This is a genomic window from Stenotrophomonas beteli, assembly GCF_001431665.1.
GTDB classification, from domain to species: domain Bacteria; phylum Pseudomonadota; class Gammaproteobacteria; order Xanthomonadales; family Xanthomonadaceae; genus Stenotrophomonas; species Stenotrophomonas beteli.
Map to the genome: position 1 here is coordinate 24,451 of NZ_LLXV01000037.1, position 13,231 is coordinate 37,681.

The following is a 13,231-nucleotide window of genomic DNA, read 5'->3' on the forward strand; positions in this document are numbered from 1 at the left end:
CTTTAAAGCGGTGCTATGCTCCGCGGCTCACCAGGGGACGCTGGCGGCGGGTGCAGGGAATGACCGGCAGGGGTGCGGCCGAGAACAGTGATGTGACGACAGGTATCGCCCGCGTGGCGATGGCCGAGATCGTGCATGCGCTGCTGTCCGATGCCGAGGTCGCATTGTTCGCCAGATTCGCCCGCCCATGCAAGCTTCATGCCGGACAGTGGTTGTTCCAGCGTGGACACCGTGGCGAGCGCATGTATGTGATCCTCCAGGGCCAGATCGAGCTGGACTTCGGTGAGGACCTGGTAATCAAGACGCTCGGCCAGCACGAGTTCTTCGGTGAGCTGGGCCTGCTGGTCGGCGATCACCTGCGCAGCGCCAGTGCGCGCGCGCTGGATGAGTGCGAAGTACTGGAGCTGGGCCCGAGTGATTTCCACCGCCTGGTCGAATCCGATCCCGGCCTGGTGGCCTACTTCCTGCGCCGCACGATCATGCGCGTGCTGACCAACGAACAGGCCCTGATCAGCCAGCTGCGGCGGCGCAACCACGACCTGGAAACCGCGCTGGACAACCTGTACATCACCACCCACCAGCTCACCCACACCCGCGAGCTGGTGCGCACCGACGAGCTGACCGGACTGCACAACCGCCGCGGCCTGACCCTGTACCTGCAGGAGTGCCGCGCCCACGCCGATGGCCCGCCGCAGGCGCTGCTGCTGATCGACTGCGACCGCTTCAAGCAGATCAACGACCGCCACGGCCATCAGGCCGGCGACCGCGTGCTGCAGAGCATGGGCAACATCCTGCGTTCGATGGCCGGTGAGCAGGACCTGGCCTGCCGGCTCGGAGGCGACGAGTTCTGCCTGATCCTGCGCCGTGGCAACCACCAGATCGTGCAGCACGCAGCCGAGTTCATTCTCAGCGCGGTGCACGGCCTGCTCGAACGCAGCCATGGCACGCCGCACGTGAGCCTGGTCAGTATCGGTGCCAGCCTGCTGGTGGCCGACGCGGACTGGAGCGAGTGGTACGCCAGCGCCGACCGCGCGCTGTACCAGGCCAAGCGCGATGGCGGCAATTGCCTGCGCTGGGGCGATGGCCCCGTCAACGGATCATGAGCGGCAGAGGTGGCAATGGACGGCATCCAGGATTCCCTTCCGGTGCAGAGCCCGCAGGTGCGGACCCTGTTGTTCACCGACCTGTGCGACTCGCTGCAGCTGGTCGAGCGCATTGGCGACATCAGCGCCGCTGAGCTGTTCCAGCAGCACGACCGGCTGGTGCTGGGCCTGCAGCAGCGCTGGAACGGGCAGCTGATCGATCGCTCCGACGGCCTGTTCATGCTGTTCGAGCGCACCATCGATGGGGTCGGCTTCGCCCTGTCCTACCAGAGCGCGGTGGAAGCGCTGGGTCGCGAACGCGGCATCGTGCTGCGCGCGCGCGCCGGGCTGCACGTGGGCGATGTGCTGCTGTGGAACAACAGTGCCGAGGCCATGGCCCACGGTGCCAAGCCGGTGGAAGTGGAGGGCCTGGCCAAGCCGATGGCCGCCCGCCTGATGCAGCTGGCGTGGCCGGGGCAGGTCCTGCTGTCGGCCAGCGCGGAAAAGATGGCACGTCGGGCCAGCGGCGAACTGCCGTGGGCGGCCGATGAGCTGCGCTGGAAGGACCACGGCTGCTGGCGGTTCAAGGGCATCAGCGAGCGCCAGGAAGTTTTCGAGGTCGGTCTGCGTGGCAGCGCGCCGTTGCGCAGGCCGCGTTCGGGCGAAAAGGCCTGGCGTGATCTGCCGCTGTGGCGGCGGCCGGCCGCACTGGTGACCGAGGCTGCGCTGGCGTTGGCGCTGGGGGTGCTGCTGTGGACGCTGCTGCGGCCGGCACCGGCGATTGCCTTTGCCGAGCGTGACTGGGTGATCGTGTCGGCCGTGCACAATGCCACTGCGTACCCGCAGCTGGACAGCAGCCTGGAGCAGGCGCTGTACATCAGCCTGGGGCAGTCGCGGTTCGTCAACATCCTCAGCGAACTGAAGGTGCGCGACACCCTGCAGCTGATGCAGCGGCCGCCGCAGGCACGGCTGGACCGCAGCCTGGCCATTGAAGTGGCGCTGCGCGATGGCGTGCGCGCGGTGCTGGTGCCCAGCGTGCTGGAACTCAACGGCAAGGTGCGGGTCAGTGTCGAAGTGGTCGATCCGCGCAGCGGGCAGACCGTCTACACCCGCTTCGCCGACGGTCGCGGGCTGGATTCGATCCTGGCCTCCACCGACCATGTGGTCGCGGCGCTGCGCACCGACCTGGGCGAGGCCCTGCGTGATGTCGGTCGCGACCAGCGGCCGCTGCCGACCGTGGCCACCGCCAACCTCGATGCGCTGCATGCCTATGCCAAGGGCGTGGATGCCACGGCGGCAGCACGCTATGACGACGCGCTGATGTTCTTCGAACAGGCCACCCGGCTCGACCCCGGGTTCGCCTTTGCCTATGTCGGGCAGATGAACATCCAGCACGCCAAGGGCAACCTGGAGCAGGCCGCCGCGCTGTACCAGAAGGCGGTCAGCCAGCGTGCGCACCTGACCGCGCGTGACCAGCTCTACCTGGACGCGTGGGCCGCCGACTTCCAGGGCGCTCCGCCGGCACGCATCGCTGACCGATGGCGGATGCTGACCGAGCTGTACCCGGATGATCCGGCGGGCTGGATGAACTACGCTAAGATCCTCTACACGCAGGGTGACTACGACGGTGCCCTGGCCGCCGCGCAGCCGTTGCTGGCCCGGCAGCATTCCCGCCGTGCACTGGTGCTGGTGTTCGTGGCGCGGGTGCAGCTGGCGCGTGGCGAGATCGACGCCGCCCAAGCTGCCCTGCGCGGCGCACGCCTGCATCCGGGCTGGAACGGTGATGCGATGGAACCGCTGCTGCTGGCCCTGTCAGGTGATTTCGATGCGGCCAATGCTGGCTTCGCAGCGATGCCTTCCTCTGGGCTGGGCGCGCGCATGCTGCGTGCAGCGGTCCTGGGAATGCAGGATCGCCGCAGCGAAGCGGCCAATGACATGCAGCAGGCCGCCGCGCAGTGCACGACCGGCTCCGGCCTGTGCGACATCCTGGCGTTGCAGGCGCTGGCCTGGCGTGGCCAGCAGCCGGTGAGCGCCGCGTCCCAGGCCTACCAGCAGGTGCTCGACCGGACGTTGCAGGCGATTGATCGTTCGCAGCCGGCACCGGCCCGGCGCAACGCCTTCATTGCACTTGCCGCGGCCTACCACGCCGTGCGCGCCGGCCAGGGCACGCTGGTGGCGCAGCGACGGGAGGCGTTGCAGGCGCTGCCCGAACGCGATGCAGACCCACGCCTGCGCGAGCTGTGGAACCTGTTGCAGGCGCGCATCGCGCTCGACCAGGGCCGGCTGGCGCAGGCCCAGTCGCTGCTGGCCCAGCAACCCGCTGCGAGCCTGTTCCAATGGCGGGTGCTGCAGATGGACCTGGCCACGGCCAGTGGCGACCACGCCACGGCCCTGCGCCACGCACAGTGGCTGCAACGCCACGTCGGCCTGGCATTCGCCGAAGATGTCGGCGACTACGCGCTGCTTCCGCTGAACGCGATGGACGTGCAGCGGTTGACGTCGATCCGGCCCGCCCCGCAGGCGGGCAAGGACGCGTCAGCCGCGCCCTGAGGCCGGTTTACGGATCCAGTCCCGGCAGGCCATCCTCGAACAGGAACGGCACGGTGAACGCGGCGCGCACGTCCAGCAGCTGGTGCATGCGCGCTGCGGCGTTGGCGAACTCCGCCTTGCCGCCCAACGAGGCCAGTGGTGCATGGCAGGCGCGCACAGTCTCCTCGTCGGCGCCGAGCGCAAGCAGCGCCTGGCCCGGGTCCCTGGCAAATTCGGCACGGAAGGCATCATCGCTGGACAGTCGTTCCAGCAGCTGCCGGACAACGTCGGCGGAGAGGGGCGAGGCAGACATGGGATACGACCGCAAGGTTGGGAAAATGGAAATATCGGCGGCAAGGCCGCGAAGTTGATGGGCGTGCGTGCATGCCACGCTATGATCGGCGCCCTGCACAACCGTGGGATGCCATCGCGATGAGATTCCGTCGTTGCCGGACGCTGTTCGTCGAACCGGTGGAACGTCCTGCCTTCAATCTGGATGCACTGCTGGCTGGTGGAACGGGCGTGCAGCTGCAACCGGTGCTGCAGGTACACGCCGCGCACCTGCCGACCGTGCAGGTGGTCGATGCGGCCAGCTGTGCCTGGTTGCTGGCCTGCAGCGCCGAGCACTGGCAGTCGTTGCCGCAGGCGCCGGAGGCGCGCAGCCGCGTGCTGGCGCTGCTGCAGCAGGGGCTGCTGGTCAGCGATGACCCGGCCCACGCCGAGGGGTTCGCGGCCGAGCAGCGGCTGCGCGACAGCCATTGGTGGCCGCTGTCGGCCCTGCATTACCAGCAGTCGTGCTGGGACGGCGTGGACAGCGTGCAGGACATGGAGCAGCACCAGCTGGTGACGGCACGCGATCTGGTGCGCAGCTTCGGCAACCCGCCGCCGGAAGCACCGCCGCGGTTGCCCGGCGCATTACCGCTGCCACGTTGCCAGGATGATCCGATGCAGCCGCTGTTGCAGGCACGGGCCACCTGCCGCAATTTTGATGGCGCGCGCGCGTTGCCGCTGCCATTGCTGGCGCGCGTGCTGCAACAGGTGCTGATGGCCCAGGCGCAGGTGGAAACCGATCCCGGGGTGCGCTTCCTGAAGAAGAACGTACCCTCGGCCGGCAGCCTGCATCCGCTGGAAGCCTATCTGCTGGTGCGCAACGTGGAGGGTCTGGCGCCGGGCCTGTACCACTACCATGCGCTGGCCCATGAACTCGGGCGGCTGCCAGGCCAGGTGGACGATCCGGCGGCATTGGGCCTGCGCCTGCTGGCTGGCCAGCACTGGTTCGCCGATGCGCCGGTGCTGCTGGTGCTGGTGTGCCGGTTCGAACGCAACTACTGGAAGTACCGCAACCATGCCAAGGCCTATCGCGCGGTCACGCTCGATGCCGGGCATGTCTCGCAGGCGCTGTATGCGGCCGCGACCGCGCAGGGCCTGGGGGCGTTCGTCACCGCCGCCATCAACGAAGCCGAGGCCGGGCGCGCGTTCGGGCTGCGGCCGATGGCCGAGGGCGCACTGGCCATCTGCGGGCTGGGCTGGCGCAAGGCCGAAAAGACCACCGCGGAACTGGATCCGGGTGGCCACGTGTGGCCGCTGCCGGGCTGATGGCCAGCGGCCTGCGCCGTCGCCGGGCCACAGGGCCCGGCCACGCCACGCTCAGGCGGCGTCGAAGTCCACCAGCACCGCACCATCACCGACCTGGTCGCCGGCCTTGGCGCGATAGCCCTTCACCGTGCCGTCGGCCGGTGCCTGCAGGGTGTGCTCCATCTTCATCGCCTCCAGCACCACCAGCGGCGTACCGCGCTTGACCTCGGTGCCGGCCGCGACCAGCGTGGCCACGATCCTGCCGGGCATCGGTGCCAGCAGGCTGCCGGCGTCGGCCACGGCATGGTCCGATTCACTCACCGGATCGTGCAGGGTGAAGCGATGCTGGCCATCGGCACCGAACAGGTACAGCTGGTCACCGTCGCGCAGCAGCTGCAGTGTCCAGCGGCGGCCGCCCAGCTGCACGGTCAGCGCGTGCGCGTCGGCCGTGCCGATGGCCAGCACCGGCGCGGCGTCATCGCACTGCACGCGCCAGCCGTCAGCCTGCGACCACACCTTCAGACAGTGCCGGCGCTCGCCCTGCTGCAAGGGCAGCACGCGTGGCGCACGGGCGCCCAGGCGCCAGCCGTCCTGAGCCTGCCACGGCGAATGCGGGTCGCGCGCGTCGGTGCTGGCACCGGCAGTGCTTGCAACCGCGGCCACGGCGGCCAGCTGCCACAAGGCATCATCCGTGTCGCCCACTGCATTCAATACGGCCTGTTCGCGTTCGATCAGTGCGGTATCCAGCTTGGCGTGCGCGAACGAATCGGTGTTCACCAGGCGGCGCAGGAAGCCGGCATTGGTTGTCACGCCCACCACCTGGCAGTCCGCAAGCGCCTGGCTCATGCGGCGCAGTGCGGCGTCGCGGTCCACGTCCCAGACGATCAGCTTGGCAATCATCGGATCGTAGTAAGGGGTGATGCTGTCGCCTTCCTCCACGCCGGTATCCACGCGCACATGGGCCGACGGCGTGGGCAGGCGCAGGCGGCGCAGGGTGCCGGTGGACGGCAGGAAGCCGCGGTCGGCATCTTCGGCGTACAGGCGTGCTTCGATGGCATGACCGTGAATCGCCAGCTCTTCCTGGCGCAGCGGCAGCGGCTGGCCCGAGGCCACGCGCAGCTGCCACTCCACCAGATCGGTACCGGTGATGTACTCGGTCACCGGGTGTTCGACCTGCAGGCGGGTGTTCATTTCCATGAAGTAGAAATCGCCGTCCGGGCCGGCGATGAATTCCACCGTGCCGGCACCGACGTAGCCCACCGCACGCGCGGCATCGACCGCGGCCTTGCCCATCGCAGCACGACGTTCCGCGCTCATGCCCGGGGCCGGCGCTTCTTCCAGCACCTTCTGGTGGCGGCGCTGCACCGAGCAGTCGCGCTCGAACAGGTAGACCGCCTCACCGTGGCTGTCGCCAAATACCTGGATCTCGATATGGCGCGGGCGCTCGACGTACTTCTCGACCAGCACGTGGTCATTGCCGAACGCCGAGGCCGCTTCGCGCTGGCAGCTGGCCAGCGCATCGACGAAGTCCTCGCTGCGCTCGACCTTGCGCATGCCCTTGCCACCGCCGCCGGCACTGGCCTTGATCAGCACCGGGTAGCCGATGGCGTCGGCCTGTGCACGCAGGAAGTCCGGCGCCTGCTGGTCGCCGTGGTAGCCCGGGGTGAGTGGCACGCCGGCCTGGGCCATCAGCGCCTTGGCCGCACTCTTGTCGCCCATCGCGCGGATGGCGCTGGCCGGCGGGCCGATGAAAGTGATGCCCGCAGCGGCACAGGCATCGGCGAAGTCCGCATTTTCGGACAGGAAACCGTAGCCGGGGTGAATGGCCTGCGCGCCGGTCGCGCGTGCGGCCTCGAGCAGGACGTCGCCGCGCAGGTAACTCTCGCGTGCGGCGGCCGGGCCGATGTGGATGGCTTCATCGGCCAGCCGCACGTGGCGCGCGTTGCGGTCGGCATCGGAGTACACCGCCACGGTGGCGATGCCGAGGCGACGGCAGGTGGCGATGACGCGGCAGGCGATCTCGCCACGGTTGGCGATCAGGATCTTGGTGAACATGGCAACGGGCTTCATGGGAGCGTGCTCGGTCATGGCATCGGTTACATGCGGAACACGCCGAAGCGCGTCTGCTGCGGGGCGGCGTTGAGGCTGGCCGACAGCGCCAGCGCCAGTACCCGGCGGGTGTCGGCCGGATCGATCACGCCGTCGTCCCACAGGCGGGCACTGGCGTAGTAGGGGTGGCCCTGCTGTTCGAACTGCTCGCGGATCGGCGCCTTGAACGCGTCTTCTTCCGCAGCCGGCCACTGGCCACCCTTGGCTTCGATGCCATCGCGCTTGACCGTGGCCAGCACGCTGGCGGCCTGCTCGCCGCCCATCACGCCGATGCGTGCGTTGGGCCACATCCACAGGAAGTTCGGCGAATACGCGCGGCCACACATGCCGTAGTTGCCGGCACCGAACGAGCCGCCGATCACCACGGTGAACTTGGGCACCCTGGCGCAGGCCACCGCCATCACCAGCTTGGCGCCGTCTTTTGCGATGCCACCCTGTTCGTACTTGCGGCCGACCATGAAGCCGGTGATGTTCTGCAGGAACACCAGCGGAATGTTGCGCTGGGTGCACAGCTCGATGAAATGCGCGCCCTTCAGGGCCGACTCGGAGAACAGGATGCCGTTGTTGGCGATGATGCCGATCGGGTAACCGTTCAGATGCGCGAAGCCGGTGACCAGCGTTGCGCCGTAGCGCGGCTTGAACTCATCGAAACGCGAGCCATCGACCAGGCGTGCGATCACTTCACGTACGTCGTAGGGCTTGCGTGTATCGGCCGGGATCACGCCATACAGCTCATGGGCCGGCAGCAGCGGCTCTTCGGGTGGCTGCACCGCCATCACCGGTTCCGGCTTGCGCCAGTTCAACTGCGCGATGATCGCGCGCACCCGTGCCAGCGCCTGCAGATCATTGTCGGCCATGTGGTCGGCCACGCCGGAGATGCGCGTGTGCACATCGGCGCCGCCCAGTTCCTCGGCCGTCACCACTTCACCGGTAGCCGCCTTCACCAGCGGCGGGCCGCCGAGGAAGATCGTGCCCTGTTCGCGCACGATCACTGTTTCATCGCTCATCGCCGGCACGTAGGCGCCACCGGCGGTGCAGCTGCCCATCACGCAGGCGATCTGCGGAATGCCCTGCGCCGACAGATTGGCCTGGTTGTAGAAGATGCGGCCGAAATGGTCGCGGTCGGGGAAGACCTCGTCCTGCAGCGGCAGGAACGCGCCACCGGAGTCGACCAGGTAGATGCACGGCAGGTGGTTCTGCTCGGCGATCTCCTGCGCGCGCAGGTGCTTCTTCACCGTCATCGGGTAATAAGTGCCGCCCTTGACAGTGGCGTCGTTGGCCACGATCACGCACTCCACGCCGCTCACCCGGCCGATCCCGGCCACCACGCCCGCGGCGGGCACGGCGTCGTCATACATGCCGTGCGCGGCCAGTGGCGCGATTTCGAGGAAGGCGCTGCCCGGGTCGAGCAGGGTGTCGATGCGGTCGCGCACCAGCAGCTTGCCGCGTGCGGTGTGCTTGGCACGCGCAGCCTCGCTGCCGCCCAGCGCGGTGCGGGCGAGGGTGGCGTGCAGGTCATCGACCACGGACTGCATGGCCGCGCGGTTGCTTTCAAACGTTTCGCTGCCCGGTTGCAGCTGGCTGTTCAGGACGGTCATGGCGGTGGCCTTACAGGGTGCGCTGGAACAGTTCGCGGCCGATCAGCATGCGGCGGATCTCCGAGGTGCCGGCGCCGATTTCATACAGCTTGGCGTCGCGCCACAGACGGCCGGTGGGGTACTCATTGATGTAGCCGTTGCCACCGAGGATCTGGATCGCCTGGCCGGTCAGCCAGGTGGCCTTCTCGGCGGCGTACAGGATCGCACCGGCCGCATCCTGGCGGGTGGTGCGGCCCTGGTCGCAGGCGCGCGCCACGGCGTACACGTAGGCGCGGCACGCGCCCAGGCCCACGTACATGTCGGCGATCTTGGCCTGGATCAGCTGGAAGCTGCCGATCGCTTCGCCGAACTGGTGGCGTTCGTGCACATAGGGCATGACCACGTCCATCGCTGCGGCCATCAGGCCCAGCGGGCCACCGGACAGCACCACGCGTTCGTAGTCCAGGCCGGACATCAGCACGCGCACGCCGCCGCCCACCGCACCAAGCACGTTCTCTTCGGGAATCTCGCAGTCCTGGAACACCAGTTCACAGGTGGGCGAAGAACGCATGCCCAGCTTGTCCAGCTTCTGCGCGGTGGAGAAGCCCTTCATGCCCTTCTCGACCAGGAAGGCGGTGATGCCTTTGGCGCCGGCCTCCATGTCGGTCTTGGCGTAAACCACCAGCACGTCGGCATCCGGGCCGTTGGTGATCCACATCTTGTTGCCGTTGAGCACGTAGCGGTCGCCGCGCTTGTCCGCGCGCAGCTTCATCGACACCACGTCCGAACCGGCGCCCGGTTCGCTCATTGCCAGCGCGCCCACCTTGGCGCCGCTGCACAGGTCCGGCAGGAAGCGCTGCTTCTGTTGCTCGCTGCCGTTCCTGCGCAGCTGGTTCACGCACAGGTTGGAATGCGCGCCATAGGACAGGCCGATGCCACCGGAGGCACGCGAGATTTCTTCCATCGCCACCACGTGGGCCAGGTAGCCCATGCCGGTACCACCGTATGCTTCTTCCACGGTGAGGCCGAGCAGGCCCTGTTCGCCCAGCTTCGGCCACAGGGCCAGCGGGAACTGGTTGGTCGCATCGGCCTCGGCGGCGAGCGGGGCAATCTCGGCGGCGGCAAAATGGGCCACGCTCTGGCGCAGCAGGTCGATGTCTTCGCCAAGATCGAAGTTCAGGGATGGCACGTGCATTGTGGTGGCTCCACGGCGGGATGGCAGGAAATGGACGCACCCGGCGGGGGAGCGGGCGGCGGTCTGCAGGACCGCTGCCCGCACGGGCGATGGCCCCAGCGTAGCGGGGTTCGGGTAAGAAGTGAATACGAATTCAAAAATTGAAACTAGAATCAGAACATGGCCTACAAACGCTCTGCATTGATGGAAGAACGCCTGGCGGGCGCCCGTGAACGGATCCTGCTGGCCACCCGCGAGCTGGTCGCGACCGGCGGCTGGCGCAACGCCCCGGTGACCGCCGTGGCGACCCAGGCGGGGGTGTCCACCGGCCTGATCTACCGCCACTTCCCGTCCAAGGCCGAGCTGTTCGTGGAAGTGCTCAACGCCGCCGTGGCCCACGAGGTCGCGATCATGGAGCGCATCGCCAGTGGCCCGGAGGCCGCCAGCGAGCGGTTGCGGCTGGCGATCACCGCCTTCGTCCGCCGCGCCCTGGCCGGGCCGGGGCTGGCGCACGCCTTCATCGTCGAACCGGTCGATCCGGATGTGGAAGCCGAGCGCATGCGCGGTCGTCGCGCGTTCGGCGACGTGTTCCTGCGGCTGGTGGAGGAGGGCGTGGCGGCCGGTGAGCTGCCGGCGCAGGACGCGCATGTGGCCGCCGCCTGCCTGGTGGGTGCCTTCACCGAGGCGATGGTCGGCCCTACCGCGCCCAGCCGCGAAGCGCACCGCGACGAAGACGCGCTGGTGGATGCGATCTGCAGCTTCTGCCTGCGCGCGATCGGCGTCCCGGTTTTGTAGGGTCGAGCCATGCTCGACTGCTTTTGCCTGTTGCCGGGGTCGGATCCCTTTTGCGCGCAGAAGGGATCCGACCCCAGCCCCGGCATGCTGCGCCGCACCAGCAATGACGCCTGTTGTCGCACGCAAGGCGCGTTCTATACTCGGTCCATCACGCAGTCGCTCAGCCGTGGTCCAACGACTATCAGCCAGGGGTAACGAAGAGTGCGGAATTACGATCTGGAGTTCCTGAAACGCTTCTCCATGGTGATCGCGCTGTTGATGGCCATCACCCTCGGCCTGATCCTCCTTGCCGCTTACATCCACACCCGGATTCCGCCCGAGGTGTCGCCCACGGCAGCCAAGCGCACCGAACAGCGCATCTCGCCCACCGGTGCGGTCTATGCCGGCAGTACCGGCGCCGCCGCCCAGGCCGCGGCCAAGGCCGCCGCGCTGGCCAAGGCCGCGTCGCAGGTGGCCTACGGCGGCACCAAGGACGGCAAGGTCATCTTCGACAACCTGTGCACCGCCTGCCACACCACCGGTGTCGGCCAGGCCCCGACGCTGGATCACGCGCACTGGGACAAGCGCCTGGCACAGGGCAAGGACACCCTCTACAAGCACGCCATCGAGGGCTACACCGGCCCCGACGGCGGCATCATGCCGCCCAAGGGCGGCAACCCGGCACTGACCGAGGAACAGATCCACGCGACCGTGGACTGGATGCTGGGCAACCTGAAGTAGACGGTGAACGGCGGAGCCTCGGAACGGGGCTAGTGCCGCCCCGGTCGCCGCCTGCGGCTTTGCCCACCCAGGTCAAAACCCTGCCCGCAAGCGGGGCTTCGCATTTCGGGGTTAGTCTGTGCCCCCTCTTGCCTGGAATCGCCCGTCGATGCGCCGCCGCTCCCTTGCCCTTGCCCTGTCCCTGCTGTTGCCGGCCAGCGCCTTCGCCCAGGCCCAGCCGCAGGCCGCACCGGCCCCGGTAGCGCCCGCCGCGCGCGGCGGCGCCACCGTGGTGCTGACCGCAGCGCCCTCGGACTGGCGCGCGTTGGATGGCCAGCGCGTGCGCATCGCTGCGCCGCTGACCCTGGCCGGCACCGATGGCCTGGAGCGGTTCGGCCAGCTCACCGTGGCGTTCGATGGCCGCCTCTGGCAGCCGACCGAAGTGGCGGCACCGGGCACCGCCGGCTACGCGCAGGTGATGGCCGACAACCAGCGCCGTCGCCTGCTGCTGGATGATGGCAGCGACGCGCGTGACCCGGGCAGCGTGGCCTACCTGCCGGGCAACGCGGTGCTGCGCACCGGCATGCAGCTGCGCACGGTGGAAGGCACGGTACGCGTGGATGCGCAGGGCCGCCCCCGCCTGAAGGTGGAGGGCGTGCTGAAGCTGCCGGAACTGAAGCGCCCGGCCGTGCCGACGGTGCCGGGCAGCCTGCAGATCGCCGCGTTCAACCTGGAGAACTTCTTCAATGGCGATGGCCAGGGTGGCGGCTTCCCGACACTGCGCGGCGCGCGCACGCTGGACGAGCACAAGGCGCAGGTGGCCAAGCTGGTCGCCACCATCAGCGCCCTCGATACCGACATCGCCGCGCTGATGGAACTGGAAAACGACGGCTACGGTCCGCAGTCGGCCATTGCCGAACTTCTGGCCGCGCTCAATGCATTGCCGCGCACCGACCCGAACGACGAATGGGTGGCCGTTGATCCAGGCGAAGGCCCGGGTACCAATCCGATCCGGGTCGGCATCATCTACAAGCGTGGGTCGTTCAAGCCGCTGGGCCAGCCGCTGACGCGGGTCGATGGCCCGTTTGCCGAACACAGCCGCGCGCCGCTGGCGCAGGCCTTCCAGGGCAAGGGCGCGCCGTTCATGGTGGTGGCCAACCACTTCAAGTCGAAGGGCTGCCGCGATGCCAGCGGTGCCGATGCCGACCAGAACGACGGCCAGGGCTGCTGGAACGCCACCCGCGTCGAATCGGCGCGCCAGCTCAGCCAGTGGGTCAATGCCGAAGCCGCGCGCCTGAAGGTGAAGGACATCGTGCTGCTGGGCGACTTCAATGCCTACGCGATGGAAGATCCCATCCGCACCCTGCATGACCTGGGCTGGCAGGATGCGTTCAAGGTGGCCAAGGTCGAGCACCCCTACAGCTACGTCTACAACGGCTACAGCGGCCGCCTCGACCACGCCCTGCTGAGCCCGGGCATGGCCGGGCGCCTGCGTGGTGCCGCCGAATGGCACAGCAATGCCGACGAGCAGGACGCCAGCGGCTACCAGGGCCGCAACGTGCAGGGCCCGTGGCGCAGCTCCGACCACGACCCGCTGCTGCTGGGCTTCGACAGATAAGGTTCGGCGGGGATCTGCTCTGGGAGGGACCTTGATCGGCACGGATGCTGCCGTTGCTTTTGATCTACCAGTC

Annotated in this window: 10 protein-coding genes; 6 read left to right on the forward strand and 4 right to left on the reverse strand. The window is 68.4% G+C overall.

All coding sequences use genetic code 11. The features are described from left to right. Window positions 1-59: 59 nt before the first annotated feature. Window positions 60-1,103: a GGDEF domain-containing protein gene (locus tag ARC23_RS09450; protein ID WP_057496996.1), complete on the forward strand. Its 1,044-nt coding sequence runs from the start codon at window positions 60-62 to the stop codon at window positions 1,101-1,103. Window positions 1,104-1,118: 15 nt separating this feature from the next. Continuing rightward, window positions 1,119-3,632, forward strand: coding sequence for a putative peptide modification system cyclase (locus ARC23_RS09455; RefSeq protein WP_057496997.1), 2,514 nt, complete (start codon window positions 1,119-1,121; stop codon window positions 3,630-3,632). 7 nt (window positions 3,633-3,639) lie between these two features. Here the strand turns inward: ARC23_RS09455 and ARC23_RS09460 are convergent, their stop codons facing one another. Continuing rightward, window positions 3,640-3,924 carry an NHLP-related RiPP peptide gene (locus tag ARC23_RS09460; RefSeq protein WP_057496998.1) on the reverse strand — a complete coding sequence of 95 codons (285 nt, stop codon included), beginning with the start codon at window positions 3,922-3,924 and terminating at the stop codon, window positions 3,640-3,642. A 119-nt stretch (window positions 3,925-4,043) separates the two neighbouring features. Between ARC23_RS09460 and ARC23_RS09465 the strand changes: the two genes are divergently transcribed. Continuing rightward, entirely contained in the window at window positions 4,044-5,207 is a 1,164-nt protein-coding gene (locus ARC23_RS09465; RefSeq protein ID WP_057496999.1) for a putative peptide maturation dehydrogenase, read from the forward strand. A gap of 51 nt (window positions 5,208-5,258) precedes the next feature. Here the strand turns inward: ARC23_RS09465 and ARC23_RS09470 are convergent, their stop codons facing one another. Genes ARC23_RS09470 through ARC23_RS09480 form a run of 3 tightly spaced genes read right to left on the reverse strand, consistent with a single transcriptional unit; the run spans window position 5,259 to window position 10,067 of the window. Beyond that, the gene (locus tag ARC23_RS09470) at window positions 5,259-7,274 is read right to left on the reverse strand and encodes an acetyl-CoA carboxylase biotin carboxylase subunit (protein ID WP_080393056.1); all 2,016 of its coding nucleotides are present in this window, start codon (window positions 7,272-7,274) and stop codon (window positions 5,259-5,261) included. An 8-nt stretch (window positions 7,275-7,282) separates the two neighbouring features. Beyond that, the gene (locus ARC23_RS09475) at window positions 7,283-8,893 is read right to left on the reverse strand and encodes a carboxyl transferase domain-containing protein (protein ID WP_057497001.1); all 1,611 of its coding nucleotides are present in this window, start codon (window positions 8,891-8,893) and stop codon (window positions 7,283-7,285) included. A gap of 10 nt (window positions 8,894-8,903) precedes the next feature. Further along, window positions 8,904-10,067: an isovaleryl-CoA dehydrogenase gene (locus tag ARC23_RS09480; RefSeq protein WP_057497002.1), complete on the reverse strand. Its 1,164-nt coding sequence runs from the start codon at window positions 10,065-10,067 to the stop codon at window positions 8,904-8,906. A gap of 159 nt (window positions 10,068-10,226) precedes the next feature. Here ARC23_RS09480 and ARC23_RS09485 point away from each other — a divergent pair, with 159 nt between their 5' ends. From ARC23_RS09485 to ARC23_RS09495, 3 genes are all read left to right on the forward strand, one after another. Continuing rightward, a complete protein-coding gene (locus ARC23_RS09485) occupies window positions 10,227-10,841 on the forward strand; it encodes a TetR/AcrR family transcriptional regulator (protein ID WP_057497003.1) in 615 nt (204 codons plus the stop codon). Window positions 10,842-11,042: 201 nt separating this feature from the next. Continuing rightward, entirely contained in the window at window positions 11,043-11,561 is a 519-nt protein-coding gene (locus ARC23_RS09490; RefSeq protein ID WP_057497004.1) for a c-type cytochrome, read from the forward strand. A 148-nt stretch (window positions 11,562-11,709) separates the two neighbouring features. Then, window positions 11,710-13,158 (forward strand): ExeM/NucH family extracellular endonuclease, encoded by a 1,449-nt coding sequence (locus ARC23_RS09495; protein WP_057497005.1) that lies wholly within the window; start codon window positions 11,710-11,712, stop codon window positions 13,156-13,158. Window positions 13,159-13,231 lie beyond the last annotated feature (73 nt).